The sequence below is a fragment of the Sphingomonas sp. NIC1 genome, assembly GCF_001638925.1.
In the GTDB taxonomy this organism is placed as follows: Bacteria; Pseudomonadota; Alphaproteobacteria; order Sphingomonadales; family Sphingomonadaceae; genus Sphingomonas; species Sphingomonas aquatilis.
This window is the reverse complement of sequence record NZ_CP015521.1, coordinates 377,217-398,537: the sequence shown is the minus strand read 5'-3', so window position 1 is coordinate 398,537 and position 21,321 is coordinate 377,217. Positions and strand designations below refer to the sequence as shown.

Below are 21,321 nucleotides of genomic sequence, written 5' to 3'. Positions count from 1 at the left end.
CGGAGCGGCTCCGGCCGCTAGACCGAACGCTATTTGCGGTCGGGGACGTGGACGACCCGCATCGGGGTCGCGCAGGCATAGGCCGCCTTATAGGGCTGGCCCCAGCAGCGGTCGAAGCCTTCGAAGACATTCATGTTGAGCGGCCAGCGGATCGGCAGCGGCTTGCCGTCCGGGCCGTTGAACGCAAACCCGGCCGGCTGCGGCAAGGCCGCGAGGCGCGCCCGGGCGGCATCGAAGGCGGCGCGGTCGTGATCGAGAAAGGCGATCGTGCCGTCGACATAGTGGTTCCAGCCGATGCGGTCCTTCGCCGCCGGCTTGTACGATTGACGGAAGAGCGCGATCGCCTGCGCGGTCTGGCCGATGTCGGCGCGCAGCTGCCCCTCGTGCCAGAACAGGATGGTATCCTGCGCCTTGTGCGCGATCCGCCAGTCACGGATCAGGTCGGCGGCCTCTGCCTCGCACCCGTTCTGTTCCAGCTTGCGCCAGCCGCCGGTCATGTCCTGATCGAACGCCGCCTGATCGAGCGCCAGCATCGCGGCGCGGTCGTAATGGCAGGGGCCGGCGGCGAGCGCGGCCTGCGCGATCAGGGCAATAATCAGCATGTCGCAAAATTGGCACATCCCCTGTCTTGCAACAAGCGCTTGTCTGACGAATTGGAGCCGCATGACCACGCGCACCGAAACCGATTCGATCGGACCGATCGAGGTTCCCGCCGACGCCTATTGGGGCGCCCAGACCGAACGCAGCCTGGAGAATTTCCCCTTCGGCCCACGCGAGCGGATGCCGGTGGAGATCGCCCACGCGCTCGCCATCGTGAAGCAGGCGGCGGCGCGCGTGAACCGGCGACATGGGCTGGACGCGCACAAGGCGGATGCGATCGAGGCAGCGGCGGCGGCGATCGTCGCGGGCGACCTCGATGACCAGTTCCCGCTCGTCGTCTGGCAGACGGGCAGCGGCACGCAATCGAACATGAACGTCAACGAGGTGATTGCCGGCCACGCCAACGAGGCGCTGGCAGGCACGCGCGGTGGCAAGACGCCCGTCCACCCCAATGACGACGTCAACCGCGGCCAGTCCTCGAACGACAGCTTCCCCACCGCACTGCACGTCGCCGCCGCACTGGCGGTGACGCAGCAGCTCTACCCGGCGCTCGACCGGCTGCATGCGGCACTCGACGCCAAGGCGGTCGAATGGCGCGATCTGGTGAAGATCGGCCGCACGCATTTGCAGGACGCGACGCCGCTGACGCTGGGGCAGGAGTTTTCGGGCTATGCGCAGCAGATCGCCAATGCGCGCGACCGGATCGCCGGCACATTGGACCGCAACATCATGCCGCTGGCGCAGGGCGGCACGGCGGTCGGCACCGGCCTGAACGCGCCCGGCGGCTTTGCGGAAGAGGTGGCGGCGGAGATCGCCGGCCTCACTGGCCTGCCGTTCGTCACCGCGCCGAACAAGTTCGAGGCGCTGGCCAGCAACGACGGCCTGGTCGATCTGCACGGCGCGCTTAACGTGCTCGCGGTGGCGCTGACCAAGATCGCCAACGATATCCGGCTGCTCGGCTCCGGCCCGCGGTCGGGCCTGGGCGAGCTGGAACTGCCCGCCAACGAACCGGGCAGCTCGATCATGCCGGGCAAGGTCAATCCGACGCAGGCCGAGATGCTGACCATGGTCGCGGCGCAGGTGATGGGCAACAACGTCGCCGTCACCGTCGGCGGCCTGCAGGGCCACATGGAGCTCAATGTCTTCAAGCCGCTGATCGGCGCCAACGTGCTGCGCTCGATCGCGCTGCTCAGCGTCGGCATGACCAGCTTCGCCGAGCGGACGGTGGAGGGGATGACTGCCAATCGCGCGCGCATCGCCGAACTGCTCGACCGGTCGCTGATGCTGGTGACGGCGCTGGCGCCCGAAATCGGCTATGACAATGCCGCCAAGATCGCCAAGCACGCCCATCAGCACGGCCAGACGCTGAAAGAGGCGGGGCTGGAGTTGGGACTGGTCGATGCCGAGACGTTCGACCGGCTGGTGCGTCCGGAGACGATGATCGGTCGCTGAGCGGCCGGACGGGTCCGCCGCGGAACTTCCCCGTGGTTCGCGCGCTTGCTGGGGGCGTAACAACCACGAAGGGCATGGCGTGAGTACGACGACCACGGGCGCGCTGATCGGCGCGGCAATCGATTCGATCTCGGGCGATGACGACAGCGTCGCGGACGGCGCGATCATCGGCGCCGTCACCGCGAACGTGCTGAAGGTCGTGCTCCCGCTGGCGGTGACCTACGCGGTTGGCTGGGCGGTGCTGCGTAGCGCCGAGCAGCTGAAGGACCAGGTTTTCGGAAAGGTGGAAGCATGATCGGCAAGATTATCGGTGCATTGGTGGGTCGCGAAGTCGAGCGCCGCAACGGCGACAGCGGCCTGAAGGGTGCGGCGATCGGTGCGCTGGCGATGGGCGCGATGCGGCGCATGGGGCCGCTCGGCATGATCCTGGGCGGCGGCTATGTCGCCAAGAAGGCCTATGATCGTCGCAAGGCGGCGCGCGGCCAGATCTGATCGAGGGTTGGTGTGGCCCCGGCGATATCGCAGGGGTCACGCTTCATACGGGCTGCCGCTAACCCATCTGCCACTGCCGGATCGCCTCGACCGGCGCGATCAGCATGATGAGGTTGAGCGTCAGATTGTCGCGGATCGCGACCAGCGCCACCAATTCCAGCAGCACGACCAGTACCGCGCTCGCCCACCAGGGCAGACGCCGCGCGATGGCGAACCCCAGCATCATGCAGCCGATGTCGCTGAGCGAATTGAGGATGCTGTCGCCGCTATAACCCCAGGCCATCGTCACGCTGCGATAGCGATCGATGATGAGTGGCGAGTTTTCGAGGATTTCCCAACCCGATTCGATCGCCACGGCCAGGACGAGCCGGGCGGTCCATGGCCAGCGGCGCAGCGCCAGCCAGCCCGCCGCGTAGAAGAGCAGACCGTGGACGATATGGCTGAGGCTGTACCAATCGGCGATCTGCTGGCTGTTCTGGTCGGATTGTACCGCCCCATGCCACAGCGTGATTCGGCCGCAGGGGCAGATCGGCGAGCGGCCCATGACGAACAATGTCGTGGCGGTCAGCACCAGCACGGCGGCGATCAGCCAGCCACTTTTCGCCGCCAACCATGCGCCCACGCTTGACGCCCGGCCCGCGGCTACGCCAGTAGCGCGCATGCCGTCCTCCTCCCCCAATGATCCGCACAACTTCCGCCGCCGCGGTATGTTGTTCGTTCTGTCCTCGCCTTCGGGCGCCGGCAAGTCCACCATCGCGCGCAAATTGCTCGCGGATGAGCCCGGCCTCGAAATGTCGGTGTCGGCGACGACGCGCGGCATTCGTCCGGGTGAGACCGACGGCAAGGACTATCACTTTGTCGGCCTTGAGGAATTTCGCCGCATGGTGGCGGACGACGAATTCCTGGAATGGGCCCACGTCTTCGGTCATCGCTATGGCACGCCGCGGGCGCAGGTCGAGGCGATGCTGGCCGCGGGCAAGGACGTGCTGTTCGACATCGACTGGCAGGGCGCACAACAGCTGTTCCAGATCGCCGGCGGCGACGTGGTGCGCGTGTTCATCTTCCCACCCTCGATGGAGGAATTGCGCGCGCGGCTGACGAATCGGAACACCGATTCGGCCGAGGTGATCGACGCCCGCATGGCGCGCGCCGCCAACGAGGTGAGCCACTGGGACGGCTATGACTATGTCCTGGTCAACGACGATGTCGAGGAATGCTTCCGCGGCGTGAAGACGATCCTCGCGGCCGAACGCCTGAAGCGCTCGCGCCAGACCGGGCTGATCGGCTTTATCCGCAAGCTGACGCGGGTCGCGGAGAAGCATTGAGGGGCGGGGGCGCCTTGCGCTGTTCCGTCATTCCCGCGCAGGCGGGAATCCATAACCGCTAACGCGTCTGAGCCCCACCACCGTCAGCCAGTCTGGATTCCCGCCTGCGCGGGAATGACGCGATCGGTGAGGGCAGGCCGCTCCCACGCGGCGATGGCTGATCCTCAGCCGCCGCCTTAAGATCGCGCACATAGTCGATCGTCGGCCTTCAATCGCACCACATATCCCGTCACCCCGGACTTGATCCGGGGTCCCGCTTCTTCGTCGACGCCTGCATTTTAGCGGGACCCCGGATCAAGTCCGGGGTGACGGTGGAGGTGGGGCCAGCCGGCAGCGCATCGGCGTGACGAGGTGACGGGCCGGCGAGTCGCGGCACGCCCCCCTCACGCCGCGATACGCAGTGCCGGGTGATCCTCCTCTGCCGCGTCCAGATCGAGCGAATAGGCGACCGACGGCGCCGGTTCGGTCCGGCCCAGCGAAGGCTTGACGGCCGTCTGTCCGGTCGACCGGAAGCCGAGCTTGCGCAAGACGGCGCCCGACGCCGGATTGTCGGCGAAGTGCCAGCCGGCGATGCGCCGCAGACCCAGCGCGTGCCGCGCCATCGCGATGACGGCATGGCCTGCCTCGGTCGCATAGCCGCGGCCCCAGGCGGCGGGGGTGAGCCAGTAGCCAAGGTTGGGCTGGCCATCCATTTCCGAAATGCCAATGCCGCCGACGATGGCCGGGGCGCCATCGGGCCAGGCGAGGTCGTGGCTGACGATCAGGAAGCGCGCTTCGTCATGCGCCCGCGGACGCGTGCAGAACTCCTGCGCGTCGGACAGTGTATAGGGGTAGGGGACCCGGCTCAGCATCCGGGTAACTGCTTCGTGATCGATCGCCGCGGCCAGCTCGGCCGCATCCTCCGGCCACGCCGGCCGGAGCGTCAATCTGTTGGTTCTCGCGAACATTCCTGCTCTCTCCTTGGCCACGCCGCTGCCACGCGCCTGTGACGCGGCAGGGACAGCCGGGGTCGGGGAGCAAGAAAAAAGGGAGCCGGGGGGCTCTAAGCTTTCGATGCTCCCAGCATCGAAAGGGCTCCCCGGGGTGGGAGCCCGAGCTTAGAGCCCGTCTCCCTTGTTTGGTTGGCATCTTGTGGAAGATGCGACCGGGTCACCCTGGTGGGCAACCCGGCTGGTTGCCCGTTATTCTGCGGCTTCCGCCATAATCTGCACCGAGCAGAATTTACGGCCGAGCTTGCCTTCGTGGAACGCCACGCGGCCGTCGACGAGCGCGAACAGGGTATGGTCCTTGCCCATGCCCACGTTGGCGCCCGGATAGAACTTGGTGCCGCGCTGACGCACGAGGATGTTGCCCGCGATCGCTTCCTGACCGCCGAACTTCTTCACGCCAAGACGACGGCCGGCCGAATCACGACCGTTGCGCGACGAACCGCCTGCTTTCTTATGTGCCATGCTGCTCTACTCCTGTTCGCGCTGGGCTCAGCCGACCGAAACGATCTTGAGGATCGTGTGGTTCTGGCGATGGCCGTTCTTGCGGCGATAATTGTGACGGCGGCGCTTCTTGAAGACGATGACCTTCTCGCCCTTCGCCTGTGCGACGATCTCGGCGGCGACGGTCAGACCCTCGACGCTCTTCAGCTCCGAGCCTTCGCCCGCGAGCAGGACATCACCCAGCGTGATCGATGCGCCGGCTTCGCCGTCCAGCTTCTCGACGACGATCTTGTCTCCGGCGGCGACGCGATACTGCTTGCCGCCCGTGCGCACGACTGCGAACATGGCTCTAGTCACTTCCCAAAAAACATGTGCCCGCACAGGGAGACCCGGCGGGATGAGCGGCGGCAGCTAAGGAATGTGCAGGCTTCTGTCAACCTTTGAAGCGGGGCGCGCCGACATTCATCATGTGGCGGCGCAGCAACAGCGGTATGACAAACGTATGAAAGGTCTGTGACGATGACTTGCCCGGCCCTCAGCGCGACATAAAGTGTCGTCGATCGTGACGGTAACTAAACCGCGCGAAACAGGGGAATATCATGAAGCGCGCAATCTTGCTTGCCGGCGTCGCCGTGCCGGCATCCCTGGCGGTCTTCGCCGCACCCGCCTGGGCGCAGGCCGTGCAGTCGGCGCCCAGCCAGGAAGCGACGGCCGATACGTCGACGCAAAGCGACGAAGCGGCCAACCAGATCGTCGTCATCGGCAGCCGCGTCGCCAACCGGACCGCGATCGACAGCCCCGTGCCGATCGACGTCATTTCGGGCAGCGCGCTGCAGGCGTCAGGCACCGGCGAGCTCAACAAGACGCTGAACCAGCTGGTCCCCTCGTTCAACTTCCCGCAGCCCTCGATCGCCGACGGCTCCGACGTGACGCGGCCCGCGACCTTGCGCGGCCTCAACCCCGACCAGACGCTGGTGCTGCTCAACGGCAAGCGTCGCCACGTGTCGGCGTTGCTCAACATCAACGGCACCGTCGGGCGTGGTTCGGCGGCGGTCGACATGAACATGATCCCCGCGCTCGCGATCCAGCGGGTCGAGGTGCTGCGCGACGGCGCCTCCTCGCAATATGGCTCGGATGCGATCGCGGGCGTGATCAACGTCCAGCTCAAGACCGCGAGCGAAGGCGGCCGCGCGCAGGTGAGCTACGGCAAATATGTGACGACGCTGGACGGGGTGGCCAATTTCAACGGCCTGCTCGGCAATTCGCCGTCGCTCGACCCGACTGACTCGCGCTACCTGCAAGCGAACAGCAACGGTGAGCGCAAGGCGCGCGACGGTGCGATGCTGACCTATGGCGTCAACGTCGGCCTGCCGATCGGCAATGGCGGCTTCTTCAACTTTACCGGCGAATATCGCGACCGCGACTTCACCAACCGCCAGGGCTACGATCTGCGGCCCAATTACATCCGTCCGTCGTCGACCACGTTCGATTCGCGCGAAGCGAGCTTCAACCGCCTCGACTTCCGCTACGGCGATGCGAAGACACAGGACTTCAACTTCCTCGTCAACATGGGCCAGCCGCTGGGTTCGGCCGACTTCTACGCCTTCTTCACCTATGGTCACCGCGACGGCCTGTCGGCGGCGAATTTCCGCCAGCAGTCGGCGGCGACCAACCGCGACTTCTCAGCGATCGCGCCCGGCACGACGCCGACCAACGCCAATTTCGTCGGCCTGACCCCGGACGGCTACTTGCCCAAGATCCAGTCGAGCATCGACGATCTGTCGGCGACCAGCGGCATCCGGGCCGACGTCGCGGGCTTCAAGGGCGACTTCTCGCTCGGCTTCGGCCGCAACGAGCTGAGCTACCGCACCGAAAATAGCGTCAACGTCTCCTTCGGTCCGCAGAGCCAGCGTTCGTTCGATGCCGGCGGTCTCGCCTTCTCGCAGATCCTGGCCAACGCCGATCTGTCGCGCCAGTTCGACGTCGGGCTGGCGGGGCCGCTGACCTTCGCCTTCGGCGGCGAATATCGCCACGAGATCTTTCAGATCCGCCCCGGCGATCCTCAGTCGTACCAGACCGGCCCGTTCTTCCAGGCGACGCGGACGACGACGCCGGCGAACTGCACCACGCTGGGTGGCGTGTACGGCGGGGGCGCCGCAGCGACCGGGTCTTGCTCGTTCCCGGGCCGTACCGCGGCGGCGGGTGCGCAGGGCTTCGGCGGCCTGCCTGCCTCGGCCCGGACCAACGTCAACCGCAACAGCTATGCCGGCTATCTGGAGTTCGACGCCGACCTGTTCACCGGCTTCACCGCGACCGCGGCGGGCCGTTACGAACATTACAGCGACTTCGGCGATACGGTGAACGGCAAGCTCGCGCTGCGCTACGAACTGACCGACGGGTTCGCATTGCGCGGATCGGTGTCGAACGGCTTCCGCGCGCCGTCGCTGCACCAGCAATATTTCACCACCACCTCGACCAACTTCCTGTCGGGCGTGCCCGTCGACGTGTCGACCGTCGCGGTGAACAGCCCGGTGGCGCGCGCGCTCGGCTCGCAGCCGCTCAAGCCTGAAAAGTCGGTCAACCTGTCGGGCGGTGCGACGCTCAATCCGTTCCGCGGCTTCAACCTTACGGTCGATTATTTCCACATCAAGATTCGCGACCGCATCGTGCTGTCGGAAAATCTCGGTGCGGCGGGCGTCGGCACGGCGGCGCAGAATGCCGCGGTGCAGCAGGTGCTGGTGGCGAACGGCTTCAATACCGTCGGCGCGGCGCGCTTCTTCATCAACGGCCTGGATACGACCACGCAGGGCGTCGATGCGGTTGCGACCTATCGCGCCAATCTGGGCGGCCTGGGCGCCTGGAATTTCTCGGCGGCGTATAACTACACCAAGAACCAGATCGACAAGCGGCTGAACACGCTGGGATCGCTGGCGCAGATCCCCGGCCTCGTCCTGTTCGGACGCGTCGAAGGCTTCCGCTTCGAACGCGGCCAGCCGCGCACGAAGGTGGTGCTGGCGACCGACGGCAAGATCGCCGGTATCGGCGTGTCGGCGCGGACGACGCGCTATGGTTCGGTGATCTCGCCCGAAACGACCGCGCCGATCAGCGATGCGACCAGCCTGACGCTGCTCGGCCCGGACGATCAGGTACTGCGCCCGAAGTGGATCACCGATTTCTCGCTGAGCTACGAATATCAGGGCGTGCAGCTGACGCTGGGCGTGGACAATGCCTTCGACGTCTATCCCGATCGCCGGCCGTTCGGCCTGCGCCCGGCGAGCGTCGGCGGCAGCTATCCGACGACCTATCAGTTCCTGCCGTACAGCAACTTCTCGCCATTCGGCTTCAACGGGCGCTTCCTGTACGCGCGCGCGGCGATCAACTTCTAAGGAGACGCGGAGGGGCGCTACGGCGTCCCTCCCGCAGACCGATCAGTGACGGTGTTCGCGGCGCAGCGCGTAGCGCCCGTCGGTGAAATCGTCGAACAGGCCGGCGATCGCCGGATGGTCGACCGGCTCGTCGCTGTCGTCGACGACCAGATTCTGCTGGCTGACATAGGCGACGTAGCTCGAGTCCACATTCTCGGCGAGCAGGTGGTAGAAGGGCTGATCCTTGCGCGGGCGCACCGCTTCCGGGATTGCCTCATACCATTCTTCGGTATTGGCGAAGACCGGATCGACGTCGAAGATCACGCCGCGAAAATCGAACAGGCGGTGCCGCACGACATCGCCGATCGAGAAGCGTGCATGCGCGATCGCGGGCGCATCGATCTCGACGACATTGGGGCGCCCCTGCGCGGGCAGGGTGCCGATAGGGTCATGACGGGGCATGCCCATAATTTAATCGTCTTTCCGCGCTGCACAAGCACAACGGCGCTTGCCACCGGAAAACCGAGCCGCTAAAGGCCCGCCCTCGACCGACGGATTGCGGGTCTCAATGACCTGCCAAGGACGTCTTCTGCGGAGAGGTGGCAGAGTGGTCGATTGTACCGCACTCGAAATGCGGCGTGCCTTTACGGGCACCGAGGGTTCGAATCCCTCCCTCTCCGCCACTTTGGCCTTTTTGGGCCTTATCCGTACCATTCGAAAATTGATGTAAACTGGCAGAAATCCGCGGTTTTTGCGTCCGCTGATGTATGCGGGGATCCACGTCAATCCGCGTTCGGGGTCCATCGACGAATGTCCACGTCAATCGAGGCCGCCATCGATTGGGTTGAGAAGTGAGCCCCACGATGTCGTGTCGACTTGACCTCAAATCCTGAGCGCAGCGATCAAGGCATCGCGGGCGAGCGCAACGCGGGGGTGCCGCAGCGACGAACGCGCCCAGACGAGGTAGAAGGTGTTGCGCGGCACTCTGATCGGCGCGGGTATCTCGACGAGCGTGCAATCGGCCCGCTCGGCACGGGTCAGATAACCGGGCAGGACCGTCCAGCCGAGCCCCGCGCATAACCCAGATCGCAGCACGCGAAGGTCGGGAGCGGTCAGGGCAGGCTGACCGACCAGTGCGATCCGGTTGGCCTCAAGCCAGGCGCGCAGCAGCGGCCGGTCGAGATCGTACGCCAGATGCGGTATGCGTGTCAGCGCATCGGCCAGCGGCAGGCCCGCCATCCGCTCGATCACCGCCGGCGCGGCGACGGCGCGCAAATCCTCATCGCCGAGACGGTGAAAGGCTAGCCGGGGGTCGTCCGGTTGCGATGCCGTCACGGCCAGATGCACCTTATCTTCCAGCAACAGGCTATACAGCGCGTCCCGCCCGCCGATGTGGAGGCGCAGGTCGAGGCCCGCGTCGAGCAGCGGCCCCAGCCGGGGGGCGATCATCTCGCCCAGCAGATCCGACGGCGCGGCGATATGCACCGTCCCGGACATCCGCGAGGATCGCGCCCGCGCCGTGGCGAGGGCCGTTTCCGCCGTATCGAGGCTGTCGCCGATGGCCGCAGCCAGGTCGTCGGCGATCGCCGTGGCGCGCACACCGCGCGAATGCCGATCGAACAGGGGATGGCCGAGCTGCGCCTCGAGCGAGGCAATATGCTGCGACGCGGCGGGCTGTGTGATGCCGATCGCGCGGGCCGCGTCGCTCAGCGAGCGGCGGCGATAGACTTCGACAAAGGTGCGCAACTGCAACAGGGACATTGGGTTTCCATAACCTGTCTTATGGCGGATCGCCATTCCGCTTGGATTTGCTGATGCCGGCGAAGGCCTATCTGACTGGGCACAAGGACGGACACGAACGCCCGGTCGCCGCTGCCGGACCGCAGAGCCCTATGGCCTCGTTGTCGTGGGTGCGGCGGCGGGCACTCCGCGTTCGCGACGTCCACGCAGCAGGAGTTTTGACGATGATCCGTATCCTCATGGTGACTACGTCCGCCGATCGCATGACCCCGGGGACCGAACCGACCGGCGTCTGGCTGGAAGAGCTGACCACCCCCTATTACGTCTTCCGCGATGCCGGTGCCGACGTGACGCTCGCCTCGATCAAGGGCGGCGCGGTGCCGGTCGACCAGCGCAGCGTCAATGCGGATGGCGAGAACGATGCCTCGGTCGAACGCTATCTGAAGGACGAGGCGCTGAAGGCCGAGGTCGCCGATACGCCGGTGTTCACCAGCATCGATCCCAGCGGCTATGACGCGCTGTTCCTGCCCGGCGGCCACGGCACCATGTTCGATTATCCCGGCAGTGCGGAACTGGCGCAGCTGGTGGAGCGGTTCGACCGCGCGGGCAAGATCGTCGCTGCCGTCTGCCATGGCCCGGCGGGGCTGGTCTCGGCCAAGAAGGCGGACGGCACGCCCTTCGTCGCCGGTCGGCGTGTCGCGGGCTTCACCGATAGCGAGGAGCGCGCGGTCGGACTGGATCAGGCCGTGCCCTTCCTGCTCGAAACCCGCCTCAAGGAACTCGGCGGCCAGCATGAGGCAGGCCCGGACTTCGCCCCCTTCGCCCTGCGTGACGGCAATCTGGTGACGGGCCAGAACCCGGCGAGCGCGACCCGTACGGCGGAACTCGTGATCGAGGCCCTGAAGGGCCAGGCGGCGTGATCGTGCGGAATCTCCAGCCCATGTTGCGCGTCGCCGATCCTGCGGCGTTGCTGCCCTCCACGGGAGACGCCTGATGGCCCGACTGTTCGAGCCGCTGACGGTCGGTGGGCTCAGCCTCGCCAACCGCATCGTCATCGCGCCGATGTGCCAATATTCCGCCGAGGACGGCGCGATGACCGATTGGCACCAGATGCACTTGGGCCAGCTCGCCATGGCGGGGGCGGGCGCCCTGACGATCGAAGCCACCGCGGTCAGCCCGGAAGGGCGGATTACCTATGGCGATGTCGGTCTGTACGACGACCGTACCGAAGAGGCGATGCGGCGCGTGATCGACAGTGTGCGCCGCTGGTCGGACGTGCCTCTCGTCGTCCAGTTGGCGCACGCGGGCCGGAAGGCGAGCTGTGCCAAGCCGTGGCACGGGGGCGCGCAGATCGCGCCGGATGCGGAGAATGGCTGGCAGACGGTTGCGCCGAGCGCGGTGCCCTATGCCGCGACCGATCATGCGCCCGTCGCTCTGGACGAGGCGGGCCTAGCGCGAATCCGCGATGCCTTCGCCGATGCCGCCCTTCGGGCAGCGCGGCTTGGGATCGAGGCGATCCAGATCCATGCCGCGCATGGCTATCTGCTGCACGAATTCCTCTCGCCGCTCTCCAATCATCGCGAGGACGCCCATGGCGGCAGCCTCGCCAACCGGATGCGGTTCCCGCTCGAGGTATTCGACGCGGTGCGTGCGGCGTTTCCCGCCGACCGACCCGTCACCGTCCGCGTGTCGGGGACCGATTGGGTCGAGGGCGGCTGGACGGCGGACGAAACTGCGCAATTTGCCGAAGCGCTGGAACAGCGCGGCTGCGCCGCCATCCACGTGTCGAGCGGCGGTCTCGATCCGCGCCAGCAGATTCCGGTCGGTCCCGGCTATCAGGTGCCGCTGGCACGGACGGTCAAGGATGCGGTCACGATGCCCGTCATCGCGGTCGGCCTGATTACCGATCCGCAGCAGGCCGAGCAGATTTTGCAGTACGGGCATGCGGACGCCATCGCCATCGCGCGCACCGCCTTGTGGGATCCGCGGTGGCCCTGGCACGCCGCCGCCGCGCTCGGCGCTTCGGTCAAGGCGCCGGCGCAATATCTCCGGTCCGAGCCACATGAGGCGGGCCGTATCTTGAAGGAGATGACGCGATGACACGATCCGCCACATTGCTCCTCGCCGCCGCTGCCGTCGCCTCGATCACGGTCGGGGCGACGGCCCGCGACACGGCTCCGGCGCCCCGGATCGAGCGGGTTGCCGCCTTCGACGGCGCGATGCCGACCGGCGTGACCGTCGCGCCCAACGGCCGTATCTTCGTCAACTTCCCGCAATGGGGCGACCAGGCGCCGTTCACGGTCGCCGAGCTGGTCGACGGCACGGCGGTGCCCTATCCCGACGCCGCGACCAATCGCCCCGATCCCGCCAACCCGGCTGGTCATTTCATCTCGGTGCAGAGCGTCGTCGCCGATGGCGCAAATCGTCTGTGGGTGCTCGACACGGCTGCACCGAAGTTCTCGCCGCCCCAGGCGGGTGGCGCGAAGCTGGTAGCGATCGACCTCGCGACCAACCGGGTGGTCAAGACGATCGTCCTGCCCCCAAGCGTCGTGCTGCCGACGACCTATCTCAACGACGTCCGCTTCGACTTGCGGCAGGGGGAGCAGGGCACCGCCTATATCACCGACAGCAGCAACGCGGGCATCGGCGGCATCATTGTCGTCGACATCGCCAGCGAGCGGGCGATCCGCCGCCTGTCCGGCCACGCGACGACCAACCCGGAGCCGGGCTTTACGCCGATCGTCGACGGCGAGGTGCTGATGAACCGTCCGGCCAACGGGCCTGCGACGCCGGTCGCCATCGCCAGCGACGCGATCGCGCTGAGCGCCGATGGCAGCATGCTCTATTACGGGCCGCTGTCGGGCCGCACGCTCCATGCCGTGCCCACGGCGCTGCTGCGCGATCCATCGGTGTCCGAGGAGGCACTGGCCCGCGCGGTTCGCAGCATGGGGCGCAAAGGCGCGTCGGATGGCATTGCCGAGGATGATCGGGGCCGCGTCTTCGCCGGTGATTACGAACATAATGCGATGCGGGTGCTCGATCGCGGCCAATGGTCGACCTTGGTCAGCGATCCGCGGATCAGCTGGCCCGATACCCTGTCGATCGGCCCCGATGGCTATCTCTACTTTACCGCGAACCAGCTTCACCGCCAGCCCGGCTTTCATGGCGGCCGCGACCTGCGCCGGAAACCGTATGAACTGCTTCGCATCAAGGTCGGTAGCGGCCCGGTGCTGCTGACGCGGCGTTGACGCCGCCGCTGTCGGAATGGTCTCCCGGGCCGGTGGCGGAGAAGCCGGTCTGGCCCGCCGGATTGCGATCGTGACGCTATTGTAACCACCGTCCACTTCTGCGACATTTCGTGCTCTGTCAGGCACATGGGTGGAGGGGGATCGCATGCGGGAACCAATCCTGTCGGAGCGAGCGCCTGACGACCGGCCTGTGCGGGGTCTGTCCGCACGACGGCAAGGCAATGGTATGATGCGGCGTCCGGCGGCACGGCTGGCGCTGCTGGTATCCGTCGCCTGTGCCGCGATCGTGCAGGCGGAGGCCCAGACCTTGGCACAGCCGGATGCGGCGCCGCCGCCGCTGGGGCTCAGCTTCGATGCGGCCCTGGCCAGGCTCGACGACGCATCGCCCGGCCTTTCCGGCGAGGACCATGCCGTCCGCGCGAGCGAACTGATCGCCGACGCCACGCGCAGTCTTCGCCGCCCGGTCGTCAGCGCCTCTGCCAGCGTCATCGCTTATCAAAAGACGCTGTCCGTCGATCTGACCGGCGCGAGGGACAATGCGGCGACCGGCGCCGCCGACTTCCTGTCGCAGCTTCCGGGCAATTTCCCCGTCGGTCTGCAGCAGATCGTCGGGCAGGTGGTCCAGCGGGTCGGCGCGGCGCTGCCGACGATCTTCGGGGCCATTCCCGACACCCTCCAGTATCAGACGCGCGACACGGTGTTCCGACCCGCCGTGACCGCGGCCATGCCCCTGTACACCGGCGGAGCGATCCCGGCGGTTCAGGCTGGCGCCGATGCCGCCGTCGACGTGGCGCGCGCCAAGCAGGCCGGGGGCCGCGACCTGGCCCGCGTCGGCCTGGTTCGCAGCTATTTCGGGCGGCAGGTGGCGTCGCAGCTGACGCGCTCGACCCGCGAGACGCTGGCGGGGTTCGATCGCCATCTGTCCGACGCCCGCAAGCTCGAAAAGAACGGCGTCATCCCGCATGCCCGCGTGCTTCAGGTCCAGGTGGCCCGCGACGCCGCCGAGCGGGCCTATCTGCGCGCGCAGCTCGAGGAATCGAGTGCGGCGGATGCGTTGGCGCGGCTGCTCGATCAGCCGCAGGGCATAACGGCGCTGACGCCGCTGTTCGTCAATTCGACGCCCTTGCCGCCGGTCGACACGTTCCTCGGCGGGATCGACACCTCGCCGCGCGCGCAGGGTGCCGATGCCGCACGCGGCATCGCGCGGGCGGGCGTCGACCTGGCGAAGGCGCGATACCGTCCCCAAGCCTTTGCGTTCGGCAGCTACAATGCGAACCGCGACCATGCGCTGCCGACCGAACCCGACTGGGTCGCGGGCGTCAGCCTGCGCTACACGCTGCTGTCCAACTTCGACCGCAAGAAGTCGCTGGAGGCGGCGCGCGAGCAGGAACGCGCCGCGGCCGATGCGGCGGCACAGGCGCGCAAGGACGTCGCGGGCGAGATCGTGCGCGCCTGGAATTTGGTCGAGGCGGCGCGGCGCTCCTTCCTGCTGCTCGACAGCAACCTCGCGGCGGCGCGCGAAAATCTGCGGGTGCAGCAGCTTTCCTTTGCGGAAGGGGAGGCGCCGTCCTCGTCGCTCGTCGATGCCCGGGCGGTGCTGGCGACGACGCACAGCCAGCGGATCGCGGCGGCCTATGAATATGATCTCGCGCTCGCCGGATTGCTCGCGGCCAGCCACCGGGTCGACGACTTCACCACCTATCTGGCGCGCGCCGATCGACGTTTGGGGGACGAGCAGTGACCGACGAAGCCACCACCCCGCCGGCGCGTGGCAAGCGGCCGCTCGCGATCGTCGCGGGGCTGATCGTCGTGATCGTCATCGGGCTGGGACTGTGGCTGGCGAGCCGCCCGGCGCCCGAGCAGTTGCAGGGCATGGTCGATGCCGATGAGGTCAATGTCGGAACGAAGGCGCTCGCCCGCGTCGATCGGCTGATTGCGGAGGAGGGGCAGCGGGTCTGGCCGGGGGCGCTGCTCGCCACCTTGTCCAGCCCCGAGATCGCGGGCGGGCAGGCGCAGGCGCAAGGGGCGCTCGACGCGGCGCGCGCCATCGCCTCCGAAACCAACGAGGGTGCCCGGGCGGAGGATATCGCGTCGCTGCGTGCGACGTGGCAGGCGGCGCAGGCGGCGGCGGATCTGGCGGCGGTGACCAGCCGACGCACCGCCAACCTCTATGCCGAGGGCGTAGTCGCCGCCCAGCGCCGCGACGAAGCGGCTGCGGCGCGCGACAGCAGCGCGCGCAATGCGGAGGCCGCCCGCCAGCAATATGCCAAGGCGCTGGCGGGCGCGCGGCCGCAGAACCGGCAGGCCGCCAACGCGCAGGTCCGCATCGCCGAGGCTGCGCTGCGCACCGCCGACGCGCTCGGGCGCGAAACGCGGCTGGTGTCGCCGATCGCGGGAGAGGTCGCGCGCAAGCTGGTGCGGCCGGGCGAGGTCGTCAGCCCCGTCATCCCCGCCTATCAGGTCATCGACATCGACCACCCCTGGGTCGCGCTCAACCTGCGCGAGGACCGGTATCACGCGATCGGCATCGGATCGGTGCTGCACGGCCATATCCCCGCGCTGCAACGCGACGCCGCCTTCAGGGTCTATCTCGTCGCGCCGCGCGGCGACTTCGCAACGTGGCGCGCGACGCGCGAGGCGTCGGGCTATGACGTGCGCACCTTCGAGATTCGGCTGCGTCCCGTATCCGCGATACCCAAGCTGCGCCCGGGCATGAGCGTGCTGTTCGACTGGCCGCAATGACCGCCTTCCGCCGGGCGCTGGACCGCGAGATGCGGCACCTTCGCCGCGATCGCTGGGATCTGACGGGGATCACGCTGCTGCCCGGCATCCTGATATTCCTCGTCGCCGCGCTATTCTGGCAGGGGCCGTTTCGCCAATTGCCGCTCGGCATCGTCGACAGCGACGGCAGCGGCGCGAGCCGGGCGATCATCCGTGCGCTGGACGCATCGCCGCTCATCCGCCGCGGCGGCAGCTACCGCGACGAGGCCGCCGCAGTGCGCTCCGTCCGCACCGGCACGATCATGGGCTTCGTGCACATTCCCGCAGGGCTTGGCGAAAGCATCGCCCGGCATCGCGAGCCGGTCGTCCGCATCCTCTACAATGGCAGCTTTCTGACCGCCGGCGGGCAGGTCGCGCGCGCGGCCGGAGATGCGGTGACGGCGGCGCTCCCCACGATCGCGGCCGGCCAGTTGCCGAACCATACCGTGCCGGCCAGCCGCGTCCGGCGTCTGGAGGTGGAGGCGACGGCGCTGGGCAATGCGCCGGTCAGCTTCGAATGGTTTCTGGGGCTGCTGATCTTTCCCGCCGTCCTGCATCTGATCGCGGCCTGTGTCTGCGCGATGGCGCTCGGTCGTGAACTCGAGGACAAGTCGCTGTCGGCCTGGGCGAAGGACAGCGGCGGGGTGGGGGCGGCGATGGTGGGCAAGTTGCTGCCCTATGTCGTGGCGATTAGCGGCTGGGGGCTGGTCTGGCTCCTCTACCTCACCCTGGCGCGGGGCTGGCGTGTCGAGGGCAGTCTTGTTCTCATCGCCTGTGGTCAGACGCTGTTCTATGTCGCGACCGCCGCCATCGCCGCGTTGCTGGTGGCGGTCACGCGCGAAACGGCCACCGCGCTGTCGGCCAGCGCCGTCTATGCGGGCTCCGCGCTCGCCTATTCGGGCGCGACGCTGCCCCTGAACGGCGGCAATGCCTTTGCGCGGATCTGGAGCGAGGTGCTGCCGCTCACCCATTATATCGCGCTCCAGATGGGGCAGGTGAGCGGTCAGACGGTCGCCGCAGCGGTTTCGCCGACCCTGGCGCTCATCGCCTATGTCGTCGTGGCGGGCGGCGGCGCGCTGGCCGTCATCCGGGGGCGGGCAGGGCGGACATGACCTTCGATGCGGCCTTTATTGCGACATGGCGCGCGATCCTCACCTCGCGCACATTGCTCAGCACGATGCTGCTCGCGGTCGTCCTCTATGCCTTTTACTATCCTGCGCCCTATGCGCACGAAGCACCGCGCAAGCTGCCCGTGGTGGTGGTCGATCAGGATGCCAGTGCCCTTAGCCGCGCGATGATCCGCGACCTGGATGCGACCCGCGCGGTCCACGTAGTCGCGGTGACCGGCGACCAGCCGGCCGCGCGCGGCGACATGCGCAGCGGCAAGGCCGACGGGATCATCCTGATCTCCGATGGTCTGGAGCGCCAGTTGCGGGCCGGGACGGCCGGATCGGGGATCGCGGTCTGGGTCAACGCCACCTATCTGCTCCGCGCCAGCACGATCGGCGAGGCGGTGACCGCGGTCATTCAGGATATCGCGAAGACCCGTCTCCTGCCGGGAGGGCAGCTCGATCGCGGTGGTCCGCCGGTCACGGTCGTCGAGGAGCCGCTGTTCAACCGAACCGGCGGCTACAAGGGCTATGTCTTTCCTTCGGTCGCCGTCATCATCATCCAGCAGACGCTGCTGTTCGGCGCCGCGACCTTCATGGGCGGGCGGCGGCGGCTGGGCTGCTGGCGGATGAGGCGCGCGGAATTTGGCGGCACGCTCGCCGCCTTCGCCTCGGTCGGCATGCTGGGCTGCTATTTCCTTTTCGGTCTGATCTTCTGGGTCCAGGGGGTGCCCGTCGACGGGAATGTCCCCGGCATGATCCTGGTGGTGCCGATCTTCGCGACCGCGGTCGCTGCCCTGGGTCTGCTGGCGGGCAGCACCTTCGACCGGGCGGAGCGGGCTATATACATTCTCGGCCCGACGTCGGTGCCTTTCTTCTTTCTGACCGGTGCCACGTACCCGCTCGATCAGATGCCGCGCTTCGTCGCCGCCTTCGCGCAGCTGATACCGTCGACGGCGGGGGTGCATGCCTTCGTCCCGCTCAATCAGATGCGAGCGTCGATCGGCGAGGTCGCGAACCCGTTGCTGACGCTGGTCGTGCTGGCGGTTGGCTACGCCGCTTTCGCCTATCTGCGACTGATCGACCGATCGCCTCGGCGTCGCGGCTGACGGCGCGAGCGCTCCCGTCAGCTCATCTGGCCACGGAGGAAGGCGATCAGCTTTGGATCGCTGCCCGTGCGTTCGAGGATCGGCAGGATCACCCGCCAGCCATTGTCGCTATTGGTGAGGATGACGATACCGTCGCCACTCGCCCGGTCGATCGCGGCGAAGGTGAATGCCCCGGCATCCTTGCCAGTGTGGAGCATCGTCGTTCCACCGGGAAAGCCCAGAAGCTGCCAGCCAAGGCCAAAGCCGGTCCAGGGCGGACAGGTGTTCGCTTTCGTTCCGGTACATAGGTCGGGCGTCAGATCGGCCTGCGACCTGCTGCGTTCGGCTGCAATGACCCTGGTCAGACCGCGGTCGTTGCGGGCAGCGATTAGGAAACGCGCATAATCCCGCGCGGTGGCATGCGCCAGATCGGCGGCATTGTATCGCGTCACCCGCTCGACCGGCAGCGGCTTGCCCGCGTTGTCATGGGGCACGGCGATCGGCGCCGTCTCGCCCTGCGCCGAAACATAGCCCGAGGCGCGCATGTGAGCGGGGGCGAACAGCCAGCGCCCGGCCAGCGTCTCGAACGATTGCCCGGTGCGGTGCTCGGCATAGCGCGCCGCATATTGATATCCCTCGCCCGAATAGCCGGTGGTCGTGCCGGGATCGTGATCGAACGCCAGCCCCTTCGCATCGCGCCAGTTCGGCAAGCCGGTGCGATGGCTCAGCGCCATGCGCACCGTCAGCTGCATCCGCCGGGGATCGCGCGACAGGTCGGGATCGCTCCAGTAGCGGTCCATCGGTTCGTCCAGCGACAGCGTGCCGGCCGACACCAGCCGCAGGATGACCTCCGCCGTAAACGGCTTCGTCAGCGAGGCGAGATTATAGGGTGTGGAGACGGTCGCCGCGCGGTTGGGGCCGGCCATGCCCCAAGCCCCGGTCGAGACGATCCGCCCATCGCGGATCAAGGCGACCGAAGCGCTTTCCACGCGCTGCTCCCGCAGCGTTGTGGTCAGATCCGGCAGCGTGGTGTTCGTCCTGGCGTCCGCAATCGAAGACCAAACCACCAGCGCGACCAAACCGCGATAAACTGCCTGCTTCCGCACAAAGACTGTATTACCCATATGCAACAGCTAGCGATATTGAAGCGTGGCGGTAATGTCGCTGGTGGCGAGCAGAGCTAAGCTACGGCTCTATGTCGTTGCCAACACGAATGGATGGCCGAAAGCCGCAGGCTGTACGGAGGCGGGAGCAACCTCGACGTCACGGCTGCAACCACGTCAAGGCGTCAAACTCACGTCCGAACCGAACGCGGGCGGCTCGTTCATAGACCCGCTGCCCCCCGGCCCCGTTCGTCAGCACGACCAGTCCGTCGTTGCTGACGAGGTCGAGAAGGAACAGGTTGGCGACACCGTCATTGGCGCCCCAGTGCCAGGCGAAGCGGTCTGAGCCCGACTGCTCCAATCCCCACCCCAGGCCCCAGGCAAGACTGCCTTCGACGGCCACCGTCGGCGTATTCATGGCCGGGTAGCGGCGTGCGAAACGGGCGAAGCGGGCATAGTCGCTCGCGGTCGTCCACAGTCCCGCCGCCATGTTGGGAATCATAAAGACCGGCAGGGCCGGCTTGCCGAGCGCCTGCGCCCCCGCAACGCGATCATCCTGGGTCCACGCCTCTACGGACCGGTGGGGGCCGGCGTCCCGGCTCCTCTGGAACTGCGCGGGTCCCTTGTCCGCCATCAACGCGCCGCCGGCATCGTGCGCCCACGCCACCAGAGGCGATTGGCCGGCTGACCAGCCATAGCCGCTCCGCGTCATTCCCGCAGGCGTCAGAATTCGGGAACGGACGACCTCTGCTGCGGTCTGACCGGTGACTTTTTCGGCGAGGCGAGCAAGCAGTACGTAGCCCTCTCCCGAATAGCGAAAGTGAGAGCCTGGCTTGAACCGGCTCACCAGATCGCTGCCGGCCTCGGTCCGCCAATTCGGCAGACCACTGGAATGCGATAGCAGGTGACGAGGCGTGATAGCCTTGGTCGCGACATCCGCCGTGAAATCGATGTGCTTGGCCACAGGCTCGTCGAGATCGACGCTGCCGTCGCGGACAAGGTCGTGGATGGCAGCCGCCAGGACCGGCTTTGACAGGGAAGCGGCTTCGAACAGCGTCTCCGTCGTCGCGTTCGCCTCACCGACTTCGGCGTATCCTATCGCGGAACTGACGGGCTCCGCTTCGCCGTCGAACACGGCCCAGCTTGCCCCCGGCACGGAAGCAAGCGCCATCCATGACTGGACTGGCATCGCCGTACGCCTCTGGCTCCTGGCCAGCGCCGGCACGGAGGCACAGCCGGCAGCGACTGCGGTGCCGATCAGGATCGTTCGCCGTGTCGGGTTCATTCGGGCATTCGCGAGGACGTCATGACATTACCGATCGCTTGGTGTATTGTGCCTACAATACGGTCCGTCCTGCTATTTGCAATTGACCTTCGTGCGTTACCGGAAGGTCTGACGTACGGCGTACTCAGCTCTCGAACTGCACCAGACCGGATGACCAAACGTCCGCTTCTGCGCAGTGGCGGTGTCACGGCGAACGTTTACTTTTGGGTCAGGGCAGCGACGTCGAATTGGTACTGCCTATGTGATCCAAGCTCTGAGACATATCATCGTCAGCGCCGTCTCATGCTCAAACGTTTTACGATCGCTAAGTGCCGCGGTCATTCT

At 67.1% G+C, this 21,321-nt stretch carries 21 protein-coding genes and 1 tRNA gene; 13 read left to right on the top strand and 9 right to left on the bottom strand.

The annotated features are described in order from the left end of the window. Window positions 1-29: 29 nt before the first annotated feature. The gene (locus A7E77_RS02010; protein WP_063685554.1) at window positions 30-602 is read right to left on the bottom strand and encodes a hypothetical protein; all 573 of its coding nucleotides are present in this window, start codon (window positions 600-602) and stop codon (window positions 30-32) included. 61 nt (window positions 603-663) lie between these two features. On the opposite strand from A7E77_RS02010, the gene fumC reads away from it, so the two are divergent. The 3 genes from fumC (at window position 664) to A7E77_RS01995 (ending at window position 2,544) form a co-directional block, all read left to right on the top strand. Beyond that, window positions 664-2,052, top strand: coding sequence for a class II fumarate hydratase (fumC, locus tag A7E77_RS02005; RefSeq protein WP_063685552.1), 1,389 nt, complete (start codon window positions 664-666; stop codon window positions 2,050-2,052). 79 nt (window positions 2,053-2,131) lie between these two features. After that, window positions 2,132-2,347, top strand: coding sequence for a hypothetical protein (locus tag A7E77_RS02000; RefSeq protein WP_063685550.1), 216 nt, complete (start codon window positions 2,132-2,134; stop codon window positions 2,345-2,347). Beyond that, complete coding sequence (locus tag A7E77_RS01995; protein WP_017979342.1) at window positions 2,344-2,544, top strand: hypothetical protein; 201 nt, start codon at window positions 2,344-2,346, stop codon at window positions 2,542-2,544. The genes A7E77_RS02000 and A7E77_RS01995 overlap by 4 nt, the downstream gene beginning before the upstream one ends. Before the next feature lie 58 nt (window positions 2,545-2,602). Here the strand turns inward: A7E77_RS01995 and A7E77_RS01990 are convergent, their stop codons facing one another. After that, on the bottom strand, window positions 2,603-3,166 hold the full coding sequence (locus A7E77_RS01990; protein WP_078462327.1) for a DUF2585 family protein: 564 nt from the start codon (window positions 3,164-3,166) through the stop codon (window positions 2,603-2,605). A gap of 37 nt (window positions 3,167-3,203) precedes the next feature. Here A7E77_RS01990 and gmk point away from each other — a divergent pair, with 37 nt between their 5' ends. Beyond that, window positions 3,204-3,869 carry a guanylate kinase gene (gmk, locus tag A7E77_RS01985; RefSeq protein WP_024310297.1) on the top strand — a complete coding sequence of 222 codons (666 nt, stop codon included), beginning with the start codon at window positions 3,204-3,206 and terminating at the stop codon, window positions 3,867-3,869. 383 nt (window positions 3,870-4,252) lie between these two features. Here gmk and A7E77_RS01980 read toward each other — a convergent pair whose 3' ends face one another. From A7E77_RS01980 to rplU, 3 genes are all read right to left on the bottom strand, one after another. Then, entirely contained in the window at window positions 4,253-4,795 is a 543-nt protein-coding gene (locus A7E77_RS01980; protein WP_063685546.1) for a GNAT family N-acetyltransferase, read from the bottom strand. Window positions 4,796-5,050: 255 nt separating this feature from the next. Next, window positions 5,051-5,320, bottom strand: coding sequence for a 50S ribosomal protein L27 (gene rpmA / locus A7E77_RS01975; protein WP_018250697.1), 270 nt, complete (start codon window positions 5,318-5,320; stop codon window positions 5,051-5,053). Between the two features lie 27 nt (window positions 5,321-5,347). After that, on the bottom strand, window positions 5,348-5,644 hold the full coding sequence (rplU, locus tag A7E77_RS01970; protein WP_017979337.1) for a 50S ribosomal protein L21: 297 nt from the start codon (window positions 5,642-5,644) through the stop codon (window positions 5,348-5,350). A 254-nt stretch (window positions 5,645-5,898) separates the two neighbouring features. Here rplU and A7E77_RS01965 point away from each other — a divergent pair, with 254 nt between their 5' ends. Beyond that, a complete protein-coding gene (locus A7E77_RS01965; RefSeq protein WP_063685544.1) occupies window positions 5,899-8,685 on the top strand; it encodes a TonB-dependent receptor plug domain-containing protein in 2,787 nt (928 codons plus the stop codon). Window positions 8,686-8,727: 42 nt separating this feature from the next. Here the strand turns inward: A7E77_RS01965 and hspQ are convergent, their stop codons facing one another. Further along, a complete protein-coding gene (gene hspQ, locus A7E77_RS01960; protein ID WP_051066254.1) occupies window positions 8,728-9,126 on the bottom strand; it encodes a heat shock protein HspQ in 399 nt (132 codons plus the stop codon). A gap of 131 nt (window positions 9,127-9,257) precedes the next feature. Between hspQ and A7E77_RS01955 the strand changes: the two genes are divergently transcribed. Continuing rightward, window positions 9,258-9,347: transfer RNA gene (locus A7E77_RS01955), tRNA-Ser, on the top strand. Between the two features lie 199 nt (window positions 9,348-9,546). Here A7E77_RS01955 and A7E77_RS01950 read toward each other — a convergent pair. Then, window positions 9,547-10,425, bottom strand: a complete 879-nt coding sequence (locus A7E77_RS01950) for a LysR family transcriptional regulator (protein ID WP_063685542.1) — start codon at window positions 10,423-10,425, stop codon at window positions 9,547-9,549. Window positions 10,426-10,628: 203 nt separating this feature from the next. Here A7E77_RS01950 and A7E77_RS01945 point away from each other — a divergent pair, with 203 nt between their 5' ends. The 7 genes from A7E77_RS01945 (at window position 10,629) to A7E77_RS01915 (ending at window position 18,630) form a co-directional block, all read left to right on the top strand. Further along, the gene (locus A7E77_RS01945) at window positions 10,629-11,324 is read left to right on the top strand and encodes a type 1 glutamine amidotransferase domain-containing protein (RefSeq protein WP_063685540.1); all 696 of its coding nucleotides are present in this window, start codon (window positions 10,629-10,631) and stop codon (window positions 11,322-11,324) included. A 73-nt stretch (window positions 11,325-11,397) separates the two neighbouring features. Further along, window positions 11,398-12,504 (top strand): NADH:flavin oxidoreductase/NADH oxidase, encoded by a 1,107-nt coding sequence (locus tag A7E77_RS01940; RefSeq protein WP_063685538.1) that lies wholly within the window; start codon window positions 11,398-11,400, stop codon window positions 12,502-12,504. Further along, on the top strand, window positions 12,501-13,652 hold the full coding sequence (locus tag A7E77_RS01935; protein ID WP_063685536.1) for an L-dopachrome tautomerase-related protein: 1,152 nt from the start codon (window positions 12,501-12,503) through the stop codon (window positions 13,650-13,652). The genes A7E77_RS01940 and A7E77_RS01935 overlap by 4 nt, the downstream gene beginning before the upstream one ends. Before the next feature lie 229 nt (window positions 13,653-13,881). Beyond that, on the top strand, window positions 13,882-15,393 hold the full coding sequence (locus A7E77_RS01930) for a TolC family protein (RefSeq protein ID WP_063685534.1): 1,512 nt from the start codon (window positions 13,882-13,884) through the stop codon (window positions 15,391-15,393). Further along, complete coding sequence (locus A7E77_RS01925) at window positions 15,390-16,394, top strand: HlyD family secretion protein (protein ID WP_063685530.1); 1,005 nt, start codon at window positions 15,390-15,392, stop codon at window positions 16,392-16,394. Before A7E77_RS01930 ends, A7E77_RS01925 begins: the two co-directional genes overlap by 4 nt. Continuing rightward, window positions 16,391-17,524: an ABC transporter permease gene (locus A7E77_RS01920; protein ID WP_063685529.1), complete on the top strand. Its 1,134-nt coding sequence runs from the start codon at window positions 16,391-16,393 to the stop codon at window positions 17,522-17,524. Before A7E77_RS01925 ends, A7E77_RS01920 begins: the two co-directional genes overlap by 4 nt. Continuing rightward, window positions 17,521-18,630, top strand: a complete 1,110-nt coding sequence (locus A7E77_RS01915; RefSeq protein WP_063685527.1) for an ABC transporter permease — start codon at window positions 17,521-17,523, stop codon at window positions 18,628-18,630. Before A7E77_RS01920 ends, A7E77_RS01915 begins: the two co-directional genes overlap by 4 nt. 17 nt (window positions 18,631-18,647) lie before the next feature. Here the strand turns inward: A7E77_RS01915 and A7E77_RS01910 are convergent, their stop codons facing one another. Together A7E77_RS01910 and A7E77_RS17200 are read right to left on the bottom strand one after the other, a co-directional pair. Then, window positions 18,648-19,598: a serine hydrolase domain-containing protein gene (locus A7E77_RS01910; RefSeq protein WP_063689641.1), complete on the bottom strand. Its 951-nt coding sequence runs from the start codon at window positions 19,596-19,598 to the stop codon at window positions 18,648-18,650. Window positions 19,599-19,872: 274 nt separating this feature from the next. Then, window positions 19,873-20,883 carry a serine hydrolase domain-containing protein gene (locus tag A7E77_RS17200; RefSeq protein WP_078462326.1) on the bottom strand — a complete coding sequence of 337 codons (1,011 nt, stop codon included), beginning with the start codon at window positions 20,881-20,883 and terminating at the stop codon, window positions 19,873-19,875. Window positions 20,884-21,321: the final 438 nt, after the last annotated feature.

Excerpts from the sequence above, each read along its gene's own strand:
- A7E77_RS02010 (WP_063685554.1), bottom strand. The coding sequence starts at position 602 with ATGCTGATTATTGCCCTGATCGCGCAGGCCGCGCTCGCCGCCGGCCCC.
- fumC (WP_063685552.1), top strand. The coding sequence starts at position 664 with ATGACCACGCGCACCGAAACCGATTCGATCGGACCGATCGAGGTTCCC.
- A7E77_RS01995 (WP_017979342.1), top strand. The coding sequence starts at position 2,344 with ATGATCGGCAAGATTATCGGTGCATTGGTGGGTCGCGAAGTCGAGCGC.
- gmk (WP_024310297.1), top strand. The coding sequence starts at position 3,204 with ATGCCGTCCTCCTCCCCCAATGATCCGCACAACTTCCGCCGCCGCGGT.
- rpmA (WP_018250697.1), bottom strand. The coding sequence starts at position 5,320 with ATGGCACATAAGAAAGCAGGCGGTTCGTCGCGCAACGGTCGTGATTCG.
- rplU (WP_017979337.1), bottom strand. The coding sequence starts at position 5,644 with ATGTTCGCAGTCGTGCGCACGGGCGGCAAGCAGTATCGCGTCGCCGCC.
- A7E77_RS01965 (WP_063685544.1), top strand. The coding sequence starts at position 5,899 with ATGAAGCGCGCAATCTTGCTTGCCGGCGTCGCCGTGCCGGCATCCCTG.
- hspQ (WP_051066254.1), bottom strand. The coding sequence starts at position 9,126 with ATGCCCCGTCATGACCCTATCGGCACCCTGCCCGCGCAGGGGCGCCCC.
- A7E77_RS01950 (WP_063685542.1), bottom strand. The coding sequence starts at position 10,425 with ATGTCCCTGTTGCAGTTGCGCACCTTTGTCGAAGTCTATCGCCGCCGC.
- A7E77_RS01945 (WP_063685540.1), top strand. The coding sequence starts at position 10,629 with ATGATCCGTATCCTCATGGTGACTACGTCCGCCGATCGCATGACCCCG.
- A7E77_RS01940 (WP_063685538.1), top strand. The coding sequence starts at position 11,398 with ATGGCCCGACTGTTCGAGCCGCTGACGGTCGGTGGGCTCAGCCTCGCC.
- A7E77_RS01935 (WP_063685536.1), top strand. The coding sequence starts at position 12,501 with ATGACACGATCCGCCACATTGCTCCTCGCCGCCGCTGCCGTCGCCTCG.
- A7E77_RS01930 (WP_063685534.1), top strand. The coding sequence starts at position 13,882 with ATGCGGCGTCCGGCGGCACGGCTGGCGCTGCTGGTATCCGTCGCCTGT.
- A7E77_RS01920 (WP_063685529.1), top strand. The coding sequence starts at position 16,391 with ATGACCGCCTTCCGCCGGGCGCTGGACCGCGAGATGCGGCACCTTCGC.
- A7E77_RS01915 (WP_063685527.1), top strand. The coding sequence starts at position 17,521 with ATGACCTTCGATGCGGCCTTTATTGCGACATGGCGCGCGATCCTCACC.
- A7E77_RS17200 (WP_078462326.1), bottom strand. The coding sequence starts at position 20,883 with ATGGCGCTTGCTTCCGTGCCGGGGGCAAGCTGGGCCGTGTTCGACGGC.